The sequence below is a fragment of the Methylobacterium sp. Leaf89 genome (assembly GCF_001422215.1).
Taxonomy (GTDB): Bacteria; Pseudomonadota; Alphaproteobacteria; order Rhizobiales; family Beijerinckiaceae; genus Methylobacterium.
On the sequence record NZ_LMML01000028.1, the window covers coordinates 765,017 to 785,620 of the forward strand.

Consider the following 20,604-nt stretch of genomic DNA (forward strand, 5'->3'; position numbering starts at 1 on the left):
GTGCAGGATCGTCCGAGCCGAAGGGCATCGGGGGGAGCGTGGCCGGAGGGACGATTGAGTAGGACCGGCGATGCGCCCGAGACGGGGCCCGAGGCTCTGGCGCGCTACGACATCCTGGATACCGCGCCCGAGGACGCGTTCGAGGACATCGTGACGCTCGCATCCCGGCTGCTGGAGATGCCGGTCTCCCTGGTCTCCCTGGTGGATACCGATCGCCAATGGTTCAAGGCCCGGGTCGGCTTCGCGCGCCCCGAGACCGCGCTCACGGAGTCGATCTGCGCTCACGCGGTGCGGCAGGACGGGCTCTTCGTCATCCCCGACACGACGCGGGATTCGCGCACCGCGGAAAATCCCCTCGTCACCGGCGAACCGCACGTCCGGTTCTACGCCGGCATGCCCCTGCGCACGCCGGAGGGGACGGCCCTGGGGACCCTCTGCGTCCTCGACACGCGGCCGCGCCAGCTCTCCGAGGCGCAGGGCTTCATCCTGCGCACCCTCGCCGGCCAGGTGATGACCGAGCTCAACCTGCGGCGCGCCCTGAAGGAGCGCCGCGCGAGCGACCGACACAATGCGGCGATCATCGGGAGCGCCATCGATTACGGCATCGTCACCCTGGATCTCGCCGGCCGTGTCACGAGCTGGAATCCAGGCGCCGAATGCGTCCTCGGCTGGAGCGAGGCCGAGATTCTGGGCCAGCCCGCCGACTTCTTCTTCACGCCGGAGGACCGGACGCGCGGAATACCCGATCACGAGATGCGCGTCGCCCGCGATCTCGGCCGGGCCAACGACGAGCGCTGGCACATGCGCAAGGACGGCTCGCGCTTCTGGGGCATGGGCGAGATGATGCCCCTCATGAATGAGGCGGACCGGCAGGTCGGCTATCTCAAGATCCTGCGCGACCGCACGGCCCAGCGCCAGGCGGACGAGGCCCTGCGCAAGCAGACGGCCCTCCTGCAGACCGTCACCGATCACCTCAGCGAGGCGGTGTTCCGCCTGAACGAGGACGACGTCGTCATTTTCGCCAATCCGGCCGCCGAGGCGATGCTCGGCTGGCCCCGCGGCAGCCTGATCGGCCGCAACCTCCACGACACGGCCCATCACCACCATCCCGACGGGCGGCCGTTCCCGCGCGAGGACTGCGAGGTCGTCCGCTCCCTTCGCAGCGGCGTCGCCCTGCGCGACCGCGAGGCGACGTTCTTCCGTCAGGACGGATCACCCATCGACGTCATCACCAGCAACGCCCCCATCGTCGAGGACGGGGTGGTGCAGGGCGCCGTCCTGACCCTGACGGACATCACCGAACGGAAAACGGCCAATGCCCGGCTGCGCCGGAGCGAGGAGCGCCTGAGCCTCGCCCTTAACGCCTCCGGCATGATCGGCACCTGGGACTGGGACCTGCGCGACGACGTGGTCTATGCCGATCCGAACTTCGCGCGGATCTACACCGTGGATCCGGAGCGCGCCGCCCTGGGCGCGCCCCTGGCGGACTACATCCGGAACTTCCACCCGGACGACCTGCCGCGATTCCAGGAGGAGCTCGACCGCCTCTTCGCGGGGGCCAAGGAATTCGCCTGCGAGTATCGGATCCTCCAGCCGGATGGCTCCCATCGCTGGGTGATCGCCCGCGGAAGCCTCGTGCGCGCCGCCGACGGGACGCCGCTGCGGTTTCCGGGCGCGTCGGTGGACATCACCGAGCGCAAGCGCGCCGAGGAGCGTCAGGCGGCCCTGGTCGAGCTCGGTGAGCGCCTGCGGGAGTTGCAGGATCCCGGCGAAATCGCGTTCGTGGCCGCCGAGATCGCGGGTCGGACCCTCGGCTTGACCCGCGCCGCCTACGGTGTTGTGGACGATTCGGGCGTCTATCTCGACATCATCCGGGACTGGACCGTGCCGGGGGCGAGCACCCTCGTCGGGCGCCACCGCTACGCCGATTACGGCTCCTACCTGTCGGAGCTGCGCCAGGGGCGCGACGTCGTCATCGCGGACGTGGAGACCGACCCCCGCACCGCCGACCGATTCGAGGCTTTCCGCGCCCTCGACGTGCGCACCGTCATCAACCTGCCGCTGATGGAGCGCGGGCAGCTCGTGGCGGTGTTCTGCCTGCACGATTCGAAGCGGCGGGACTGGACGCCGGACATCCTCGATTTCGTGCGCAACGTCGTCGACCGCACCCGCGCCGCCGTGGCCCGCCTGCGGGCCGAGGAGCAGCAGGAGCTGGTCAACCGCGAACTCAGCCATCGGATGAAGAACCTGCTGGCGATGGTGCAGTCGATCGCGACCCAGACCATGCGCAGCGCCATCGATGTGGACACGGCCAAGGAGGTGCTCGCCGGCCGCCTCATCGCCCTGGGCCAAGCCCATGACCTGTTGATGGGCGGCGCCCTCGGCAGCACCCTGATCGGCCCGGTGGTGCGTGGCGCTTTGAAGCTGCACGAGGATCGCGCGGGCCGTTTCCGCCTCGACGGGCCGGACCTGGAGATCGGTGCCAAGCCGGCCCTGTCCCTGGCGCTGATGCTGCACGAACTCGCCACCAACGCGGCCAAGTACGGGGCGCTCTCGGATGAGGATGGCCACGTGGCGATCCGCTGGGAGGTCCGCGACGAGGCCGGCGAGCCGACCCTCGCCTTCTCCTGGGCCGAGATCGGCGGCCCCCCGGTGACGCGGCCGACCCGCAAGGGGTTCGGCTCGCGCTTCATCGAGCGTGGGCTCGCCGGCCAGGTCGGCGGCACCATCGCCCTCGATTTCCCCGCCGACGGCGTCACCTGCGCCATCGCCGCGCCCCTGGCGGCCTTCCAGGCCGACGGCTGAGACGGGCTGCGCTCGATCGAAGCGGTCCCCGGATCGGCACGCCTGCGCGGCGCTCGAGCCAAGCCCGGATCCGCCCTCCGGAAGGGATCGAACGACTTTCGTACGAGTCGCCGCATGCCGGCGCCTCGACCCTGGACATTTCCTGGGCAGTGCCGTCTCGCGCGGCGACCCGGCGCCGTGGACCGCCGCAGGCGAAGGCCAGCGCATCGGGTCGGCGTGGCGAGGAACGGCATTCCGAAAAACTGGCACGTTCGGTGCTTGGCTCGATCCGTCGCCGGTCGGCGACGCGCGGAGCAAAGGCGCTCCGCATGCGGACGGCGTGAGTCCGGATCCCTTGGCATGAGCGGCCGCCCTGCGGCCGCGAACCTCGAGACGCACTCCATGGCCAGCTTCAAGACCGTGATGAAATCCGGTCATCCTCCGACCCTGTTCGCCGCCTTCCTCTACTTCGATTTCTGCTTCGCGATCTGGGTGCTCAACGGCGCCATGGGTCCGTTCATCACCGAGACCTACAAGCTGACCCCGGCCCAGACCGGATTCATGATCTCGCTGCCGATCCTGGCCGGTGCGATCATGCGCTTCCCGCTCGGGGTGCTGGCCCAGTATATCGGCCGCAAGAACGCCGCCATCACCGAGATGACGGTGATCATGTTCGCGATGGCCTTCGGCTTCTTCTACGTGAACACCTACGACGAGGTGCTCGCCATGGGCGTGCTCCTCGGCATCGCCGGGGCCTCCTTCGGCGTCGCCCTGTCCCTCGGCTCGGGCTGGTTCCCCAAGGAGCACAAGGGCCTCGCCATGGGCATCGCCGGGGCGGGCAATTCCGGCACCGTGCTGGCCGTGCTGTTCGCGCCGCCCCTGGCCCAGGCCTATGGCTGGCAGACCGTCTACGGCTTCGCCGGCTGCGTCATGGCGATCCCGCTCATCGTCATGATCGTCTTCGCCAAGGAGCCGCCGGACGCCGAGCACCAGTCCTTCCGGGAGCACGTCTCCTGCCTGTTCCAGAAGGACGGCTGGGCCTTCAACCTGATCTACATCATCACCTTCGGCGGCTTCATCGGCCTGTCGAACTTTCTGCCGACCTTCTTCTACGAGCAGTTCGCCGTGACAAAGGTCGAGGCCGGCCGGTTGACCATGCTGGCGGCGCTGATGGGATCCGGCATCCGCGTCGCCGGCGGCTACTTCGCCGACCGCCTCGGGGGCATCCTGGTGCTGTCCGTCGTGCTGATCGCCGCGGTGGGCTCGTTCCTGCTCCTGACCGCGTCGCCCTCCCTGGCGCTGACCACGGCCCTGTTCATGCTGTGCTTCGCCGCCCTCGGGGCCGGCAACGGCGCCCTGTTCCAGCTCGTGCCCCTGCGCTGGCCCGCCAACACAGCGGTGGCCGGCTCGATGATCGGCGAGGTCGGAGCCCTCGGCGGCGCCATCCTGCCCAACGTGATGGGCCTGTCGAAGCAGTATACCGGCTCCTTCGCCCTCGGCTTCGTCGGCTACGCCGTCTTCGCCGCGCTCGTGCTGGTCTGCCTGTTGGTGTGGCAGCGCAAATGGGTCGGCACCTGGGTCGGCCCGCGCGGCAAGGTGCTGACGCCGGGCACGCCGGAGCCCGCCGAGGCCGGCCGTCTCGGCCCGCTGACGGCCTGAACCGCGCCCCTCAGCCGATCTCCTCCGCCACCAGCGCGAAGGTCAGGACATCCACCGCCGCCGCGCCGCCGCGCAGGAGCACCCGCGCGGCGGCGTTGGCCGTCGCGCCGGTGGTCATCACGTCGTCGATCAGGAGAATGCGCCGCCCCTGCAGCCGGGGGCGCATCGACTCCGGCACCTGGAAGGCGCCCTGGAGGTTCGTCGCCCGGGCCACCCGGCTCAAGCCGACCTGCGGGCGCGTCGCCTTCACGCGCGCGAGGGCGCCCGGCTCGAAAGGCCGCCCGGCGATCCGGCCGATCCGGCGCGCCAGGAGCGCGGCCTGATTGAAGCGGCGGCGCCACAGGCGCCAGCGGTGGAGCGGCACCGGCACGAGGCAATCCGCGCGGGCGAGGAGCGCCGCGCCGGCCCCCGCCATCATCCCGGCGAGGACAGGGCCGAGATCCAGGCGGTCCTCATATTTCAGCCGGTGCACGAGGTCGCGGGCGACGCCCTCGTAGAGCGCCACCGCCCGCGCCTGTGCGAAGACCGGGGGATCGGCGATCGCGCGGGGGGACAGCAGGGCGCCGGTTCCGTGATCGACCGCGAAGGGGGTCCCGAAGCGATCGCAGCAAGGCGGCGCGATCAGGCGCAGCCCCGACCAGCAGCGGGCGCAGAGGGCGTGCGGGTCGGCAATGGCGCCGCCGCAGCCGGGGCAGGTCGGCGGATAGACGAGGGCGAGGCCGCCGCGGAGGGCGGCCCGCAATCCCGTGGTGACGGCGCGGGCGACAGGAGCCATGACGGCCATCCTACCACCCGCACCAAGCGGATGCGACCCCTGGTTGTTCTCAGCGGGCCTGCGGCTGCGGCTGGGCCGGGTTCTGCTCGCGGTCGCGCTTGTTGGCCTGGTGGCGGCCGACGGCGCAGCCGGCCGCGGCGCCGAGGACGCCATGACCCGCCACGTGGCCGGCGACGCCGCCCACGAGGGCGCCCTTGATGCAACCCTTGGCCTCGGCTCCGGTGGTGGCAAGGCTGATGCCCGCGAGGGTGAGGGCCGCGCCGAACAGGATGGACTTCATGGCGTCTGATCTCCTCGATTCGTCGTCGAATCGCTGGGCCTCAACAGCGAGGGACGGAGACACGTTCCGTCCCGGTAGCGGCTGGCGCTCGCGCTGCAGGCGCGCCATCTAGATCGTGATGACCGCGCCTCCGCTGTTCGATACGGGCCTCGCCCGCCGCCGCCTCGCCCGTGCCCACCGGGCCGGCTATGCCGACTTCCTGCTGCGCCGGGTCGTCGACGATCTCGACGACCGCCTCGGCGCGGTGCTGCGGACCTTCACGGAGGCCGTCGACCTCGGCACCCCCGCGTCCCTCGCCGCCGAGCGCCTGCGCGCCTCCGGCCGGGTCGGGCACGTCACCCGTCTGGCACCCCGGGCGGAGGCCGGCGCGGTGCTGGCCGACCCCGAAGCCCTGCCGCTGGCGCCCGCCCGGTTCGACCTCGCCGTCTCGCTCCTCGCCCTGCAGCACGTCAACGACCTGCCGGGTGCCCTGGCGCAGCTGCGCCGGGCTCTGCGCCCCGACGGGCTGTTCATCGGCTGCCTCCTCGGCGGCCGGACCCTGACCGAGCTGCGCCAGGTCTTCGGGCAGGCGGAGAGCGAGGTGGAGGGCGGCGTCAGCCCGCGCGTGGCCCCCTTCGCCGAGGTCCGCGAGATGGGCAGCCTGCTTCAGCGGGCCGGTTTCGCCCTGCCGGTCACCGACGTCGAGACCGTCACGGTGCGCTACCGCGACCCGTTTGCGCTCATGCACGACCTGCGTGCCATGGGGCTGACCAACGTCCTGGTCGACCGCCGCCGGACCCCCCTGCGCCGCGACACGCTTCTGCGGGCCGCCGCGCTCTACGCCGAGCGCTTCGCCGATCCGGACGGGCGCCTGCGTGCCAGCTTCGAGATCCTGTGGCTTTCCGGCTGGGCTCCGCACGAGAGCCAGCAGAAGCCCCTGAAGCCGGGCACCGCCCAGACGCGCCTCGCCGAGGCCCTGGGCACCACCGAACGCAAGACCGAGGGACAGGAATCATGAGAGAGCCCGGACCCGACCATCCGATCACCGTCGCGCCGCATCCGGGGAAGTTGCGTCTCCGGCTCGCGGGGACGCTCATCGCGGAGACCGAGTCCGCCCTCGTGCTCACCGAGGCGAACTATCCGCCGGTCTTCTACATTCCGCGGGCCGATGCCCGATGGGCGCACTTCACCCCGAGCGCCCGCCACAGCCATTGCCCCTACAAGGGTGACGCCCGCTACTTCACGCTGACGACGCCGGACGCCACCCGGCCGGACGCGGTCTGGAGCTACGAGGCACCCTATCCGGCGGTGGCCGCCATCGCCGGGCACCTCGCGTTCTATCCGGACAAGATCGACCCGATCGAGCAGGACTGAGCAGGCCCGGCCCTCAGTCCCGGACCTGGGACCAGAACGCGGCCTTGCGCCCGTGAAGCCGGCGCAGCGTGCCGCGGTAGGCCTCCGGATCCTCCGTCAGGCCGTCGAGGGCCTGGAGGTAGCGGGCGGCGTGGCCGTAGGCGGCGCTGCGCCCGTGCTCGAGGATGGAATCGATGAGCAGGCGGTAGAGCTCGGCCGCCGCCTCCGGCTGCGTCCGCTCCAGGGCCTCGGCGGCGGGCGCCAGGATCTCGTAGCGGCTCCCGTCCCAGCTGCCGCGATGGGCCATGACCAGGCGAGCGGCGCGGGTCGAATTCGGCCAGTGGGTTAGGAAGGCGAGCGCCCGGTAGCGATCGGGATGAGCCTGCGCCTGATCGAAGGCCCGATCCAGCGCCGCGTCGTCCTCGAAGTCGGGCAGCTTGGCGAGGTAGGCCCGCAGCATCGCGGGGTCGAGGTTGCGCCCGAAGGCATCCCAACGCAGGGCCTGCGCGGCCTGCGTCTGGCCGAGGCTGTCCAGAATGCGGATCTCCACGGCCTGTCGCGCGCGTTCCGGGGCATCGGGGTCGAAATGCCCGGTGAGCAGTGCCTCCCGGGTGACCACCACCGGTCCCCGCTTCTGCGGACGGCGAATCCAGTCCAGGGCCTCCGGGGCCCGGCCCGCCGCCAGCAGACGCTCGGCGATCCGCACCCGGTCCGGCTGTTCGGGCGACACCGCCTGCTCGAAGGCGATGAAGGCATCGACGTCGCCGGCCCGGTCGGCGAGGGCTTGGCGCATGCGCACGAGGCGGCTGCGGGCGAGCTGAGACGCCCACGCCTTCTCGCCGCCGGTCCGGACTTCCGAAGCCGGGGGCGTGGCGTCCGCGAGGGCCGCGTCGAGGGGGGGCAGGGCTGCCTCCGGCAGCCGCGGGATCAGGTCGTGCATCAGGGTCTCCACGAAGCCGTACCCGTCGGCGCCGAGGCGGGTCACTAGCCCCGTGGCGACCCCGGCCGCCGCCTCCGCGGGGAGATCGACGATCAGGGAAGCGGCCGCATCGACCGCCCGTTCGTAGACCCCGTGGATGCGCCCGCTCGAATCCTCCGCGCGTCCGAGGACGTCGTTGGCCCCGCCGAGGAAGCGGATCAGCCGGTCGAGGGCCGCCCGCGGGTCCAGGGCGGCGAGCTCGGTCACCACCGTGGTGAGCATGGCGTCGAGATCGGCGGCGAAGGCCCGCTGCTTCTGCCAGTCGATGTAGCCCTGGCCCCGCTCCAGGGCGGTGAGCCGCCGGTCGATCAGCGCCGCGATGGCGTCCGGCCCCTGCAGGCTCGCCACCGCCGCGGTCACCAGCTTCTTGAAGGTCGGGTTCCGCGCCGTCTCCGACAGGACGAGGCCGATCAGGCGCTCCAGCCCGAGCGCGGTCAGGGTCTCGGGGCTCGGCGTGGTCTTTCGCGAGGCGCGCTTAGGCTTGCTCGCGTCGGACTTGGGCTCGCTCGCGGCGCGCTTGGGCGCGCTCGCGGCGCGCTCGGGCTTGCTCGCGGCGGACGTGTCCGCAACGGGCGGCCGAACGGCCGCCGCCTTCGTCGCCGGTTTCGCCGCTGCCCTGCGTGCCATGCACCGTTCTCCCTCTCCCGACAGGGCAAGTCGTTTCCCGACAGGGCAGATCGCGCCGGACGGGATCTGCCCGTCAGAACTGGATCAGGGTCCGAGCAGATCCAGCAGGAAGGGAATCAGCGGCGCATCGGCCGGCGGCATCGGCTGGTCCTTGAGGTCGCGCGGACGCACCCACTTCAGCGCCTGCCCCTCCATGGAGCGCGGCAACCCGTCCCAGCGCCGGCAGATGTAGAGCGGCATCAGGAGGTGGAAGTCCGGATAGGCGTGGCTCGCGAAGGTGAGGGGGGCGAGGCAGGCCTCCTGCACGGTGATGCCGAGTTCCTCGAAGAGCTCGCGGATCAGGGTCTCCTCCGGCCGCTCGCCCGGGTCGACCTTGCCGCCGGGAAATTCCCAGAGGCCGGCGAGCTGCTTGCCGGGCGGGCGCTGGGCGAGGAGCACGCGTCCATCGGTGTCGACCAGCGCGACGGCGACGACGAGGAGGATGCGCAGGGGCGCGGGCGTCGCCGGGGTCATGGGGCGATCGCGAAGGTCGCGGCGACATCGGCGGCGGTCTCGATGGTGCCGGCGACGAGGGGCACCGGCGTGCCGCCGCGCTTGGCGCGCATGGGCGCGGGCGCCGCGAAAGCGATCGGCGGCCCCGAGGACGTCGCCGGGGACTGGATCGACACCACCCGCCCGAGGGTGACGCCGGCCGCCTCGGCCAGCCGTTCGGCCTGGGTCCGTGCATCCTTCATCGCCGCGCTGCGCACGGCGCTTTCGGCCGCGTCGGGATCGCGCAGGCCGAAGCCGACGCCGTCGATGCGGTTCGCCCCCCCGTCGAGGGCCCGCCGCATCAGGTCGCCGAGGCGCCCCATATCGGCGAGGCGAACCCGCACCGTGTTGGCGGCGCGGTAGCCGTCCGGCTTCTCGGCGAAGGACCCGTCCGCCTGTCGGACCGAGCGGGTGACCGGCTGCAGCGTCACCGCGGAGGTGCCGAGATCCGCCTCCGGCACCTTGAAGTCGGCGGCCAGCGCGAGGATCGCCTTCGCGGCGGTGCTGGCGCCGTCGAGGGCGGCGGCCGGGGTCGCGCCCCTGGCCTCGACGCCGATCTCCACCGAGGCGAAGTCCGGTGCCACTTCGGAGCGGGCGCGTCCGACGACGCTGATCCAGCCCTCGGCGAGCCCCGGCCTGTCCTCGGCCCGCGCCGCGCCCGGGACGTCGAGCAGGACGAGCGCCAGGAGGGCGGAGAGGGCGACCGCCTGGGTGCGCCTCATGAGCGGTAATCCCCGTTGATCTCGATGTAGAGCTTGGTCAGGTCGCAGGTCCAGACGCGTGCGCTGCCCTCGCCGAGACCGAGATCGACCCGCACGGTGACGTCGGACTCGCGCATCACGGCGCTCGCCGCCGCTTCGCTGTAATCGGGATCGCGGGCGCCCGCGCGCGCCACGCGCACGTCGCCGAACCAGATCGCGAGGCGGTCGCGGTCGGCCGGCTCGCCGGCCTTGCCCACCGCCATCACCACCCGGCCCCAGTTGGCATCCTCGCCCGCGATGGCGGTCTTCACCAGGGGCGAGTTGGCGATCGACATCGCGATGCGGTGGGCCGAGGCGTCGCTGGTCGCCCCCGTGACCCGCACGGTGACGAATTTGCGGGCCCCCTCGCCATCCCGGGCGACGAGCTGGGCCAGATCGACCAGGAGGTCGTCGAGGGCGGCGCGGAACCCGGAGAGGCGCGGATCGCCGGCGTCGGACATCGCGGCGTTGCCGGCCGCACCCGTCGCGAACAGCATCAGGGTGTCGGAGGTGGAGGTGTCGCCGTCGACGGTCACGCAGTTGAAGCTGGTGGCCGTGCCGGCGGAGAGGAGCGCCTGGAGCACCCCCTGGGGCAGGGCGGCATCGGTGAAGACGAAGCTCAGCATCGTCGCCATGTCGGGGGCGATCATGCCCGCGCCCTTGGCGATGCCGTTGAGGGTGACGGTGACGCCGTCGATGGTGGCCCGGCGCGTGGCGAGCTTGGGGAAGGTGTCGGTGGTCATGATGGCCTGGGCGGCCGCGGCCCAAGCCTCGGCGCCGTCCCGGGTCCGCCCGGCGCAGTCAGCCAGCACGCCCTCGAACTTGGTGGCGTCGAGGGGCTCGCCGATCACGCCGGTGGAAGCGATGAAGATCTCCTCCGGCCGGCACTGTGCCGCCTCGGCGGCGATCCGGGCCGTCAGTGCAACGGCCTCGCGCCCGCGCAGGCCCGTGAAGGCATTGGCGTTGCCGGAATTCACCACGAGGGCTCGGGCACCCGCACTGCCCAGCGCCTCGCGGCACCAATCCACCGGAGCGGAGGGGCATTTCGAGCGGGTGAACACGCCGGCCGCCTGCGTGCCCGCGGCGAGCGCCACGTAGAGCACGTCGGTCCGCCCGGAATAGCGGATGCCCGCCTGCGCGGTCGCGAGCCCGACGCCGCGAATCGCCGGGAGCTGCGGTTGTGTCCGGGGCGCCAGCGGCGAGACGGGGGGGCTCTTGGCAGACGACATGGGCGAGGGCTCCGGATCTCTGCGGCCGTCTCGGGCGCGCGGCGAGGCCGGTGTTGCCCCGCGCGCGCCGTCCGCGTCAACCGCGACCACCGTCATCCCCCTGTCGCATCGGACGCGACGGCCACGAGTCCTGTCAGACCAGGGACTTGTCCAGGGGATCCGCTTGCAGACCTGAGCCAGTGCTGCGGTGCAGCATCGTGTCGTGCGGGAGTTCTCCGGGTCGACGGTCCGGGACATCAGACGAAGGCGGGCCCGAAAGACACTCGCCTCGGCAGGATGGGGGGCTTGTCTGTACGAGCGAACGTGACATAGCATGCTGCGACGCACAGTTTCCGAGGTGATCGGCACGGATGTCCAGGCGCGAGGGGGGAGTCTCGACTATGGAACGACCGACTTCGCCAGGTGGCGCCTACGGCGTTCAGGTTCTGATCGCCGGTCGCCAGAAGCATTGGCGCGATGAGGTGACGTCGCAGATTCGACGAGCGGGCTTCGCGGCCACCACGGTGGATTGCGGCGTCGACGCGATGACGGTCCTGGCCCTCGGCCTTCCCGTCGATGTTCTCGTGACGGACGTCAGCCTGCAGGGCAAGCTCTGCTGCCAGAAGCTGGCCTTGGAAGCCCGTGCTCTGCGCCCGGACCTGCGCATCGTCTTTGCCAGCGACCTGGAATCGCTGGCGAGCGAAGACGATCCGACGCCGTGGCTCGAGGAGCTGTTCGACGCCCAATTCCCCGACGACCGCGACGGCCTGATCGCGGTCCGGCGCATCGACAACGTCGCCAGCACGGTGCGGGACGCTCTGCGCAGCCCTGCCTGATCTCATCGGCCTTCGCTGCACGCGACCGGCTCTTCGAAACCGTCCCCTTCGGGATCGACCGGCGGTGCCGTTGGGCTCCGATTGGCGAGCCGAATACCCCAACGACGTGACGGTTTTCTGACGGTCCGGTGCGGGTCAGACCTGCGATGCCCGGAAACGAAAAACGCCCTCGCAGGGATGCGAAGGCGTCCGTTCAACCCATCCGGGGCCGGATCACTGCGCCTTGGGGGCGTCCGCCGGCTTCGGATTGGCATCCGTGTTCGTGTTGGTGGCATCCGCATTGGGCTTGGCCTTGCCGAGGTAGACGTATTCCGGCGCGGCGCGGAGCTGGTCCTTGTTGGTGTCGATGGTCGCCTTCAGGGTGGTGTCGTCGACGCGGACGAGCTTCATGGCGCTCGGGTCGATGGCCACGTACTTCGTGCCGATCCCGAGGAAGCCGCCGACGCCGACCACCCACGACTTGACCGTATTCTTCTCGTCGAGCACGACGTCGGCGATCTCGCCGATGGTCTCGTTGGCGGCGTTCTGGATGGTCAGGCCAACCAGCTTCGACGTGACCATGTCGCTCTTGTTCTGCACCACGAAGGTGGGGCGCAGATCGTTGGCGAGGGTCGCGGGGGCGGCCTGGACCGGTGCCGGCGAGGCGGCGGGCGCGGTGGCATCCGGCGACTGAGCGAGGGCGAGGGTGGCGCTGGCAGCGAGGAGAGTCGTGCCGAGCAACAGGCTGCGCATGGACGAAGTCTTTCGAAAGGTCGGGCCGAAGGGCGAACGAGGGGGGCCGTGGTGCCACAGCTCAAGTTCAAGCTTCCGCCAAAGGTTCCCGCGATCCGGCATGGTGAATGGACGAACGCCGGTCGGGCCTTAGATTTCTCGGTCCAAGGGGCGGCGGAACCGGTCCGCGCGCCCGCCACGGGGTGCCGCACCATGTCGAACGTCCTGCTGCCCAACGCCCGGCCCGCCAACGCCCGGCTCGCGCGGTTGCCGCGCCGTCACGCCCTCGCGTTGCTCGGCGGGGCCCTCGTCTGCGGTGTCCGCCCGGCCGTGGCCGACGCCAGGAAGGCGGGCGACTTCGCCTTCGAGAAGCCGGAGGGCGGAACCCTGCCGCTCTCGGCCTATGCCGGTCGGCCCATCCTCGTGGTCAATACGGCTACGGCCTGCGGCTATGCCGGGCAATTCACGGGGCTGCAGGGCCTCTGGACCCGCTTCGGTGACCGGGGCCTCACCGTCATCGCGGTGCCGTCGCCCGATTTCGGCAACCAGGAACCCCTGGACGGCGTCGCCATCGCGGAGGCCGCCCGCAAGAACCATGGCGTGACCTTCCCTGTCACCGCCAAGACCCATGTCCGGGGTCCCGCCGCGCATCCGTTCTATCGCTGGGCGGCCGCCGAGAAGCCCGGCAGCACGCCCGGCTGGAACTTCCATAAGTATCTGGTCGACCGCGACGGCAGCCTGATCGGCGCCTTCCCGTCCTCGGTCGAGCCCAACGATCCGCGCATCGTCACCGCGATCGCCAACGCGCTGCCCGCCGCCTGAGCGTTCAGCGCGGGATGTCCCGGGGCGGGCGCAGGGACCCCGGTGGAGGCGGTGCGCGGCGGGGGCGCCGGGCCCGCTCCGACGTCCCGCGCACCGGCGGCGAGGCGTAGTTCGAGGCGAAGGGATTGGCCGGGGTGCGATCGGCGCTGCCGAACAGGCTGAACTCCGCCCGGGCGCCCTGGTCCGCGCCCAGCAGCGTCAGGAGGAGAGCGAGGCAAAGGCGGCGCATGCGTGTTCCCGGGGTCGGCTGACTGCCTTGTCCCGATATCGCAAACCCCCACATCCCGCGAGAGGCCGCCCCGGAATCACCCTGAGATCCGGGCTGGCGCGGGACGGGTCGAGGAACGGGATGATGAAGCCGCACCGGTTCGAGCAGGCGGGTATCGTCTTCGAGATCGCCTTCGAGCGGGCGCCGGAGGGCTGGGTCGCCCATATCCGCCGCTCCGACAGCGAAACCACCCACGCGATCGGGTTTCCCGATGGGCCGGGCTACGACCCCGCCGATGTGCGCGGTTCGCTGATCGCGGGCTGCGCGGCGGCGCTTCCCAACCTGTCCTGGGCGAGCCCGACCCGACACTGAGCGGAACCTCCCGAACCGCCCCGTGTTCGCCCTCCCGGATGCTGCGCTCGCAGACGCGCGGGTGCGTGAAACGGGAAGGAACAGCCGATGTCCGAGATCACCTATCGCATCGTCGAGCACGATGGCGGCTTCGCCTACAAGGTCGGCGACGTGTTCTCAGAGACCTATCCGAGCCATGACGAGGCCCTGCAGGCGGCCCAGGCCGCCGCGGCCGAGCAGCAGGTTCCGGGTTCGACGGAGGGCATCCGCTACCAGGACAGCCAGGGCGCATGGCACGACGAGACCGCCCAGGGCAACGATCGTCCGACGGCCCGCGTGGTCGATTGACGTCCGGTCCCGGTCCGGCGGCGCTCAGACCGAGCGTCGCCGGGGCGGGGCCCCACCGGCCGGCCAGGCGGCCAGGGCCGGCTCGACCTCGAGGCCCGGTCCGGTCCCCGCGCGAAAGGGCGCGCCCTCGCATTTGGTGCGGTTGCGCCCCGCCGACTTCGCCCGGTAGAGCGCTGCATCGGCGGCCTCCACCAGGGCGGCCGGGGTCTCCGCGCCGTCCGGGCTCGCCGCGACGCCGACGCTGACGGTGACGTGGTCCAGGCCGTCGCCGCGCCCGGCATGGGGCAGGGCGAGGGCATTGAGCGACTGGCGGACCCGCTCCGCCAGGTCGATGGCCGCCGCGCTGTCGAGGCCCGGCAGCAAAAGGGCGAATTCCTCGCCGCCGTAGCGCGACACCAGGTCGGCGGTCCCGCTGACCCGGGCGGTCAGCAGCCGCGAGATCTCGCATAGGCAAGCATCGCCCGCCCCGTGTCCGTAATGGTCGTTGAAGCGCTTGAAGTGGTCGACATCCACCAGCATCAGGGCGAACGGATCGCCGTCGCGGGAGGCCTGCCACAGGGCTTCGAGACGCTGCGAGAAGGCCCTCCGATTGGCGAGGCCCGTGAGCGGGTCCGTGGTCGAGAGACGGGTCAGCCGGGCGTTGGCGACCACGAGCTGCTGCGCCCGCAAGGATTCCCGCAGCGTGTAGAGGTAGTTGCGTCGGTTGGCGCTCTCGATCTCATGCGCGGCCCCCAGACTGAAGGCGATGCCGATCAGCATGTCGAGCCGGACCAGGCCCGCCAGATCCGAGGCAATCTCCGGGTGGGCGGCGATGGCGAGGCCGCCGGCGAGCGCGGTCGTGCCGGAGACGATGCAGGCCCAGGTGAACCGGAGCGCCAGGGAGATGTTGGCGAAGATCACCGTCAGCCAGATCGCCGTGGTCGCGTGGGCGACGTTGGGTCCGTGGCCGAGCCAGAGCGTGAGCACCGGGATCGTCACCGCTGCCAGGACGCCGAGGCCGCACAGGGCCTCCCGAATGGGGGCGCTCACCCGGCTCAGGCCCACGAAGATCCCGATGGCCAGCGGCGTCATCACGGCGAACCGCAGGACCAGATTCAGCATCGCGACGTCGGGCGTGGTGACGAAGGCGGCCCCGGCATAGAGGTGGAAGACCGCGAGGCCGATGAGGGTGGTGCGCCGCAGGTGCCGAACCCGCCGGCGTCCGGTCTCCGCCTCGAACCGGCTTTCGAGTTCGGCCGGGAAGACGAGGCGCCAGCGCGTCGCCTGCAGCGTCCGTTCGATGAGCACCAGCAGACGGTCGCTGGCGCGAAACGACAGGGAGCCCGGATCGTCGGACGATCGGGCAGCAGACGAAGCGATCACGCGCGGAAAAATCCATGGGCAAGCGGGCGGCGGGCAGGCGGGCAGGCGGGCGACGGGCAGGCGAGCCACTTCGGCTCCCGGGCGAAGAGTTCGGCTCCCGGGCGAAGAGTTCGGCCCCCGGGCCAAGAGTTCGGCTTCCGGGCCAAGCGTTCGGCTCCCGGGCCAAGCGTTCGGCCCCACGGGCAAGAGTGACCGCAACTCCTGTCGGCATGCTTGCCCCGATCGCTAAAATCCGAGCGATCGATGGCACAGAATGACCAGGACGTGTAAAAATGTGCCTGACAATCTTGGGATGTGACGGTGCCCGACCGAATGGACGATTGCCTCCCGGGGGCCACCTCGTGCATGCCTCGTCCAGATCCGGGCGCGCGCCGCCGCGGACCGCGTTCGGGGCTGCCCGTCGCCATCCCTCGACCCGGATCTCTACGCCTTCTGGAGCCTGCCCGTGACCCTCTCGAACCCACGCCAGCCCGACCACGACATCGATCCGCTTTTCCTCGAGCGCTGGTCCCCGCGCGCCTTCACGGGCGAGGCCGTGCCGGAATCCGAGCTTCTGCGGATGATCGAGGCCGCCCGCTGGGCGCCGTCCTCCTACAACTCCCAGCCCTGGCGCTTCGTCTACGCCCTGCGCGGAACCCCCGCCTGGGAGACCTTCCTCGACCTGCTGGTGCCGGGAAACCGCAAGTGGGCGGAGGGGGCCGGCGCCCTCGTCATCCTGGTCTCGAGCAAGCTGATGAAGACCGGTGACGGCCTGACGCCCTCGGCGAGCCATTCCCTCGACACCGGGGCCGCCTCGGCGAACTTCCAGCTCCAGGCGATCCGCCAGGGCTGGCACGTGCACGGCATGGGCGGGTTCGACAAGGCGCGCTCCGTCACCGTGCTCAACGTGCCGCCGGACCATCAGGTCGAGGCGGCCTACGCCGTCGGGCGCGCGGCGAACCCGGCCGATCTCACCGAGGAGCAGCGGGCCAAGGAGGTGCCGAACGGCCGGCGGCCGATCAGCGACTTCGCCTTCGCCGGTGCCTTCAAGGCCCGCGAAGCCTGAGTCGTCCGCCGTGCTGAGATCCGCCCCCGATTATGCCGGGCTCGTCGCCGGGTTCGCCTGGGACATCCCGGAGCGGTTCAACATCGGCGTCGATGTCTGCGACCGCTGGGCTCTGCGCGCGCCCGATCGGGTCGCGATCCAGGAGCTCGTCGGGGCGCGGGTCTCGGACGTCACCTTCGGCCACCTGAAGGATCGCTCCGATCGTCTGGCGGCCGGGTTGCGGGCCCGGGGCGTGGTGCCCGGCGACCGCGTCGGGGTCCTGCTCCCGCAATCGGCCGCCGTGGTGATCGCCCATGCGGCCGCCTACAAGCTCGGGGCGATCGCGCTGCCGCTCGCGGGCCTGTTCGGGCCGGACGCCCTGCGCTACCGCCTGGCCGATGCCGGGGCCCGCGTCCTGATCACCGACGCGGCGGGCCTCTCCAAGATCGAGGCCCTCCGCGCCGACCTGCCGGACCTCGACCTCGTCGTCTGCGTGGACGGCGCGCGGGGCGAGGCCCTCGGCTGCGATGCCCTGCTCGCCGAGGCGCCGGGCGGGTTCGTGCCGGTCGACACCCGGGCCGACGATCCCGCCCTGATGATCTACACCTCCGGTACGACCGGGCCGGCCAAGGGCGCGCTGCACGCCCACCGGGTGCTCCTGGGGCATCTGCCGGGCTTCTGCATGATGCACGATTTTCCGCCGCAGGCCGGCGACCGGATGTGGACGCCGTCCGACTGGGCCTGGGCCGGCGGCCTCCTCAACGCGACGCTGCCGAGCCTGCATTTCGGCGTGCCGGTGCTGGCCTGCCCGAATTTCCGGTTCGAGCCGGAGGCCGCGTTCCGGCTGATCGCCGAGCGGGCGATCAGCCTCGCGTTCCTGCCGCCGACGGCCCTGCGCATGCTGCGCGGCGTCGCCGATCCGCGCGGGCGCTTCGACCTGTCCCGCCTGCGCAACATCGCCTCCGCCGGCGAGGCCCTGGGTCCGGAAACCTTCGACTGGGCGCGGCGCGAACTGGGGCTCACCATCGGCGAGGCCTACGGCCAGACCGAGTGCAACCTCGTCCTGGCCGCCTGCCGGGCGGCCGGGGTGGCGCGGGCCGGCTCCACCGGACGCCCGGTCCCCGGGCACCGGGTCGCGATCCTGCGGCCGGACGGCAGCGAGGCCGCCGCCGACGAGCCCGGCGAGATCGCCGTCGCCCGGCCCGACCCCGTGATGTTCCTGCGCTACTGGAACCAGCCCGAGGCGACGGCGAAGAAGTTCTTCGGTGACTGGATGCTCACCGGAGACACCGCCCGGCGCGACGCCGACGGCTACGTCCACTTCGTCGGGCGCGAGGACGATCTCATCACCTCGGCCGCCTATCGCATCGGTCCCACCGAGATCGAGGATTGCCTCGGCGCGCACCCGGCCGTGGCCCTCGCCGCCGCGGTGGGCAAGCCGGATCCCCTGCGAACCGAGATCGTGAAGGCCTACGTCGTCCTGCGCCCGGGCTACGAGGCCTCGGATGCCCTGGCCGCCGAGATCCAGGCCTTCGTGCGCACCCGCCTCTCGGCCCACGAATACCCGCGCGCGATCGCGTTTCGCGATCATCTGCCCATGACCACCACGGGCAAGATCATCCGCCGGCAGCTGCGCGACGAGGGGTGAGGCTCACCGCACCGTCACGCGGTAGCGGACGCGGCTGACATTACCCACGGGATCGACCAGTTCGAGCGCAAACGCGTCGCGGCCGGTATAGCCGGGCGCCGCGGTGTAGAACACGAAGGTCGCGGGCCGCTTGCGGGCATTGCAGTGCGCCCGCGCATTGAACATCGGGAAGCTCGGAAAATCCTGTCCCTGCGCGATCTGCACGCGGCCGTCATGCGGCGCTTCGATCAGGCTGATCGTCATCGGGCCGAGAGACTTGCACGTCGGATCGAGCGAGGAGAACGAGGCGGCCGTGAGCCGGCTGCTTCCGAACACGACCTTCTCGAACGTGGGCACGCGCATCGGGCTCGCCTGGGCGGTCACGCCCGAAGCGAGACCCATGGCGCTGGCCAGGACGACGTGCCGGATCATGGGGGCTGCCCCGCTCTTGGGAACACTGCGCCGGAGCATGCCCGAGTCGTGGGCCCGGCGCAGACACAACCGATTCCAAAAAGACACGTTCTGCGGGATTTGTAACGCGCGGGCGACCGACCGGCCCAGGCGGGACCGACTGGAATCATTCGCATAAAGACATCTTTATATCTTGATTGCCTCTGGCCCGGCGCCCTGCTATAGGCCTCGCCGAGACGCAACGAGAGACGGAGCGATTACGAAATGGCCCAGATTTCCCCGGCCCAGGATTACATCGTCAAGGACATCGGTCTGGCCGAGTACGGCCGCAAGGAGATCTCGATCGCCGAGACCGAGATGCCGGGCCTGATGGCCACGCGCGAGGAATTCGGTCCGTCGCAGCCCCTGAAGGGCGCGAAGATCGCCGGCTCGCTGCACATGACGATCCAGACGGCCGTGCTGATCGAGACCCTGAAGGCGCTGGGCGCCGACATCCGCTGGGTCTCCTGCAACATCTACTCGACCCAGGACCACGCCGCCGCCGCCATCGCGGCCGCCGGCATCCCGGTCTTCGCCATCAAGGGCGAGACCCTGGAGGAGTATTGGGACTACACCTCGAAGCTGTTCGACTGGCATGACGGCGGCCTGCCGAACATGATCCTCGACGACGGCGGCGACGCCACCATGTTCGTGCACCTGGGCCTGCGCGCCGAGAACGGCGACACCGCCTTCCTCGACAAGCCGGAATCCGAGGAGGAGGAGATCTTCTTCGCGCTCCTGAAGAAGAAGCTCAGCGAGAAGCCGAAGGGCTGGTTCGCGGGCCTCGCCGACTCGATCAAGGGCGTCTCCGAGGAGACCACCACCGGCGTGCACCGCCTCTACAACCTCGCCAAGGAGGGCAAGCTCCTCTTCCCGGCGATCAACGTGAACGACGCCGTCACCAAGTCGAAGTTCGACAACCTCTACGGCTGCCGCGAGTCGCTGGTCGACGGCATCCGCCGCGGCACCGACGTGATGATGGCCGGCAAGGTCGCCATGGTCGCGGGCTTCGGCGACGTGGGCAAGGGCTCGGCCTCGTCGCTGCGCCACGCCGGCTGCCGCGTCCTCGTCTCCGAGGTCGATCCGATCTGCGCGCTCCAGGCCGCGATGGAAGGCTACGAGGTCGTGACGATGGAGGACGCCGCGCCGCGCGCCGACATCTTCGTCACCGCGACGGGCAACAAGGACATCATCACCATCGAGCACATGCGGGCGATGAAGGACCGCGCCATCGTGTGCAACATCGGCCACTTCGACAACGAGATCCAGGTCGCCGGCCTGAAGAACATGCAGTGGTCGAACATCAAGCCGCAGGTGGACGAGATCACCTTCCCCGACGGCCACCGCATCATCCTCCTGTCGGAGGGACGCCTGGTGAACCTCGGCAACGCCACCGGCCACCCGTCCTTCGTGATGTCGGCCTCTTTCACCAACCAGACCTTGGCCCAGATCGAGCTCTGGACCAACCCGGGCAAGTACGAGAAGCAGGTCTACACCCTGCCGAAGGCCCTCGACGAGAAGGTGGCGCTCCTCCACCTCGAGAAGATCGGCGTGAAGCTCTCCAAGCTCCGTCCCGACCAGGCCGCCTATATCGGCGTCTCCGAGAACGGCCCGTTCAAGCCCGACCACTACCGCTACTGAAGACCGCTCCGGCGCCCCTCGCGGGGCGCCGCGACGACCTCCGATCGGCTCCTGCGAAGCCCGGCCCCGTGCCGGGCTTTCGCGCGTCCGGTCCCTGCCGGACGCGCCGTCGCAGTGTGGCTTTTCTGCGCTCCTGCGCGGCCATCGCCTCCGAAGCCTCTAAAGTTAAGCTTAAGCCTCTTCCGGGACGATTCCGCCTCGCGCTAGTGTGGGCTGATTCCTCAGATGGAGTGGCTCGCAGCCGGCCTCCGGCCGGTTGCGGGATGGGCGCCTTTCGGCGTCTCATCGAAGATTCGTGGAGGCGGGACG

At 70.8% G+C, this 20,604-nt stretch carries 21 protein-coding genes; 11 read left to right on the top strand and 10 right to left on the bottom strand.

Features of this window, described 5'->3' with window-relative positions:
* The first annotated feature begins 54 nt into the window (after positions 1–54).
* Both ASF18_RS14765 and ASF18_RS14770 read left to right on the top strand, forming a co-directional pair.
* Positions 55–2,805 carry a PAS domain S-box protein gene (locus ASF18_RS14765; RefSeq protein WP_056352586.1) on the top strand — a complete coding sequence of 917 codons (2,751 nt, stop codon included), beginning with the start codon at positions 55–57 and terminating at the stop codon, positions 2,803–2,805.
* A gap of 381 nt (positions 2,806–3,186) precedes the next feature.
* Positions 3,187–4,443, top strand: a complete 1,257-nt coding sequence (locus ASF18_RS14770; protein WP_056275699.1) for an MFS transporter — start codon at positions 3,187–3,189, stop codon at positions 4,441–4,443.
* Positions 4,444–4,453: 10 nt separating this feature from the next.
* Here ASF18_RS14770 and ASF18_RS14775 read toward each other — a convergent pair whose 3' ends face one another.
* Both ASF18_RS14775 and ASF18_RS14780 read right to left on the bottom strand, forming a co-directional pair.
* Positions 4,454–5,218, bottom strand: coding sequence for a ComF family protein (locus ASF18_RS14775; RefSeq protein WP_056352588.1), 765 nt, complete (start codon positions 5,216–5,218; stop codon positions 4,454–4,456).
* A 49-nt stretch (positions 5,219–5,267) separates the two neighbouring features.
* Positions 5,268–5,498 (bottom strand): hypothetical protein, encoded by a 231-nt coding sequence (locus ASF18_RS14780; protein ID WP_056352590.1) that lies wholly within the window; start codon positions 5,496–5,498, stop codon positions 5,268–5,270.
* Between the two features lie 115 nt (positions 5,499–5,613).
* On the opposite strand from ASF18_RS14780, the gene ASF18_RS14785 reads away from it, so the two are divergent.
* Positions 5,614–6,495: a methyltransferase domain-containing protein gene (locus ASF18_RS14785; RefSeq protein WP_056275448.1), complete on the top strand. Its 882-nt coding sequence runs from the start codon at positions 5,614–5,616 to the stop codon at positions 6,493–6,495.
* Positions 6,492–6,851, top strand: a complete 360-nt coding sequence (locus tag ASF18_RS14790) for a DUF427 domain-containing protein (protein WP_056275450.1) — start codon at positions 6,492–6,494, stop codon at positions 6,849–6,851. The genes ASF18_RS14785 and ASF18_RS14790 overlap by 4 nt, the downstream gene beginning before the upstream one ends.
* A gap of 13 nt (positions 6,852–6,864) precedes the next feature.
* On the opposite strand, the gene ASF18_RS14795 is transcribed toward ASF18_RS14790, so the two are convergent.
* From ASF18_RS14795 to argJ, 4 genes are all read right to left on the bottom strand, one after another.
* Positions 6,865–8,436, bottom strand: coding sequence for a DUF6880 family protein (locus ASF18_RS14795; protein ID WP_244472712.1), 1,572 nt, complete (start codon positions 8,434–8,436; stop codon positions 6,865–6,867).
* An 84-nt stretch (positions 8,437–8,520) separates the two neighbouring features.
* Complete coding sequence (gene mutT, locus ASF18_RS14800; protein WP_056214936.1) at positions 8,521–8,949, bottom strand: 8-oxo-dGTP diphosphatase MutT; 429 nt, start codon at positions 8,947–8,949, stop codon at positions 8,521–8,523.
* On the bottom strand, positions 8,946–9,689 hold the full coding sequence (locus tag ASF18_RS14805) for an SIMPL domain-containing protein (RefSeq protein WP_056352592.1): 744 nt from the start codon (positions 9,687–9,689) through the stop codon (positions 8,946–8,948). The genes mutT and ASF18_RS14805 overlap by 4 nt, the downstream gene beginning before the upstream one ends.
* Positions 9,686–10,936 carry a bifunctional glutamate N-acetyltransferase/amino-acid acetyltransferase ArgJ gene (gene argJ / locus ASF18_RS14810; RefSeq protein WP_056352594.1) on the bottom strand — a complete coding sequence of 417 codons (1,251 nt, stop codon included), beginning with the start codon at positions 10,934–10,936 and terminating at the stop codon, positions 9,686–9,688. The genes ASF18_RS14805 and argJ overlap by 4 nt, the downstream gene beginning before the upstream one ends.
* Before the next feature lie 380 nt (positions 10,937–11,316).
* On the opposite strand from argJ, the gene ASF18_RS14815 reads away from it, so the two are divergent.
* Entirely contained in the window at positions 11,317–11,751 is a 435-nt protein-coding gene (locus ASF18_RS14815; RefSeq protein WP_056214943.1) for a hypothetical protein, read from the top strand.
* A gap of 213 nt (positions 11,752–11,964) precedes the next feature.
* On the opposite strand, the gene ASF18_RS14820 is transcribed toward ASF18_RS14815, so the two are convergent.
* Positions 11,965–12,483, bottom strand: coding sequence for a PRC-barrel domain-containing protein (locus ASF18_RS14820; protein ID WP_056352596.1), 519 nt, complete (start codon positions 12,481–12,483; stop codon positions 11,965–11,967).
* A 192-nt stretch (positions 12,484–12,675) separates the two neighbouring features.
* On the opposite strand from ASF18_RS14820, the gene ASF18_RS14825 reads away from it, so the two are divergent.
* Positions 12,676–13,284, top strand: coding sequence for a glutathione peroxidase (locus ASF18_RS14825; RefSeq protein ID WP_056352598.1), 609 nt, complete (start codon positions 12,676–12,678; stop codon positions 13,282–13,284).
* Positions 13,285–13,288: 4 nt separating this feature from the next.
* Here the strand turns inward: ASF18_RS14825 and ASF18_RS14830 are convergent, their stop codons facing one another.
* Entirely contained in the window at positions 13,289–13,513 is a 225-nt protein-coding gene (locus tag ASF18_RS14830) for a hypothetical protein (RefSeq protein ID WP_056275463.1), read from the bottom strand.
* Positions 13,514–13,633: 120 nt separating this feature from the next.
* On the opposite strand from ASF18_RS14830, the gene ASF18_RS14835 reads away from it, so the two are divergent.
* Both ASF18_RS14835 and ASF18_RS14840 read left to right on the top strand, forming a co-directional pair.
* Positions 13,634–13,864: a hypothetical protein gene (locus tag ASF18_RS14835; protein ID WP_244472713.1), complete on the top strand. Its 231-nt coding sequence runs from the start codon at positions 13,634–13,636 to the stop codon at positions 13,862–13,864.
* Between the two features lie 87 nt (positions 13,865–13,951).
* Complete coding sequence (locus tag ASF18_RS14840) at positions 13,952–14,191, top strand: hypothetical protein (protein WP_056275467.1); 240 nt, start codon at positions 13,952–13,954, stop codon at positions 14,189–14,191.
* 24 nt (positions 14,192–14,215) lie between these two features.
* Here the strand turns inward: ASF18_RS14840 and ASF18_RS14845 are convergent, their stop codons facing one another.
* Complete coding sequence (locus ASF18_RS14845; protein ID WP_056352600.1) at positions 14,216–15,553, bottom strand: diguanylate cyclase; 1,338 nt, start codon at positions 15,551–15,553, stop codon at positions 14,216–14,218.
* 445 nt (positions 15,554–15,998) lie between these two features.
* Here ASF18_RS14845 and ASF18_RS14850 point away from each other — a divergent pair, with 445 nt between their 5' ends.
* Both ASF18_RS14850 and ASF18_RS14855 read left to right on the top strand, forming a co-directional pair.
* On the top strand, positions 15,999–16,598 hold the full coding sequence (locus ASF18_RS14850; RefSeq protein ID WP_056352603.1) for a nitroreductase family protein: 600 nt from the start codon (positions 15,999–16,001) through the stop codon (positions 16,596–16,598).
* Positions 16,599–16,608: 10 nt separating this feature from the next.
* Positions 16,609–18,225 (top strand): AMP-binding protein, encoded by a 1,617-nt coding sequence (locus tag ASF18_RS14855; protein ID WP_056214965.1) that lies wholly within the window; start codon positions 16,609–16,611, stop codon positions 18,223–18,225.
* Between the two features lie 3 nt (positions 18,226–18,228).
* Here the strand turns inward: ASF18_RS14855 and ASF18_RS14860 are convergent, their stop codons facing one another.
* Positions 18,229–18,636 carry a hypothetical protein gene (locus tag ASF18_RS14860; protein ID WP_056352605.1) on the bottom strand — a complete coding sequence of 136 codons (408 nt, stop codon included), beginning with the start codon at positions 18,634–18,636 and terminating at the stop codon, positions 18,229–18,231.
* A 252-nt stretch (positions 18,637–18,888) separates the two neighbouring features.
* On the opposite strand from ASF18_RS14860, the gene ahcY reads away from it, so the two are divergent.
* A complete protein-coding gene (gene ahcY / locus ASF18_RS14865) occupies positions 18,889–20,295 on the top strand; it encodes an adenosylhomocysteinase (RefSeq protein WP_156389726.1) in 1,407 nt (468 codons plus the stop codon).
* Positions 20,296–20,604 lie beyond the last annotated feature (309 nt).

What these genes read in the sequence shown, in the direction of transcription:
- ASF18_RS14770 (WP_056275699.1), top strand. Translation starts at nt 3,187, where the DNA reads ATGGCCAGCTTCAAGACCGTGATGAAATCCGGTCATCCTCCGACCCTG.
- ASF18_RS14775 (WP_056352588.1), bottom strand. Translation starts at nt 5,218, where the DNA reads ATGGCTCCTGTCGCCCGCGCCGTCACCACGGGATTGCGGGCCGCCCTC.
- ASF18_RS14780 (WP_056352590.1), bottom strand. Translation starts at nt 5,498, where the DNA reads ATGAAGTCCATCCTGTTCGGCGCGGCCCTCACCCTCGCGGGCATCAGC.
- ASF18_RS14790 (WP_056275450.1), top strand. Translation starts at nt 6,492, where the DNA reads ATGAGAGAGCCCGGACCCGACCATCCGATCACCGTCGCGCCGCATCCG.
- ASF18_RS14795 (WP_244472712.1), bottom strand. Translation starts at nt 8,436, where the DNA reads ATGGCACGCAGGGCAGCGGCGAAACCGGCGACGAAGGCGGCGGCCGTT.
- mutT (WP_056214936.1), bottom strand. Translation starts at nt 8,949, where the DNA reads ATGACCCCGGCGACGCCCGCGCCCCTGCGCATCCTCCTCGTCGTCGCC.
- ASF18_RS14805 (WP_056352592.1), bottom strand. Translation starts at nt 9,689, where the DNA reads ATGAGGCGCACCCAGGCGGTCGCCCTCTCCGCCCTCCTGGCGCTCGTC.
- argJ (WP_056352594.1), bottom strand. Translation starts at nt 10,936, where the DNA reads ATGTCGTCTGCCAAGAGCCCCCCCGTCTCGCCGCTGGCGCCCCGGACA.
- ASF18_RS14815 (WP_056214943.1), top strand. Translation starts at nt 11,317, where the DNA reads ATGGAACGACCGACTTCGCCAGGTGGCGCCTACGGCGTTCAGGTTCTG.
- ASF18_RS14820 (WP_056352596.1), bottom strand. Translation starts at nt 12,483, where the DNA reads ATGCGCAGCCTGTTGCTCGGCACGACTCTCCTCGCTGCCAGCGCCACC.
- ASF18_RS14825 (WP_056352598.1), top strand. Translation starts at nt 12,676, where the DNA reads ATGTCGAACGTCCTGCTGCCCAACGCCCGGCCCGCCAACGCCCGGCTC.
- ASF18_RS14830 (WP_056275463.1), bottom strand. Translation starts at nt 13,513, where the DNA reads ATGCGCCGCCTTTGCCTCGCTCTCCTCCTGACGCTGCTGGGCGCGGAC.
- ASF18_RS14835 (WP_244472713.1), top strand. Translation starts at nt 13,634, where the DNA reads ATGATGAAGCCGCACCGGTTCGAGCAGGCGGGTATCGTCTTCGAGATC.
- ASF18_RS14840 (WP_056275467.1), top strand. Translation starts at nt 13,952, where the DNA reads ATGTCCGAGATCACCTATCGCATCGTCGAGCACGATGGCGGCTTCGCC.
- ASF18_RS14860 (WP_056352605.1), bottom strand. Translation starts at nt 18,636, where the DNA reads ATGATCCGGCACGTCGTCCTGGCCAGCGCCATGGGTCTCGCTTCGGGC.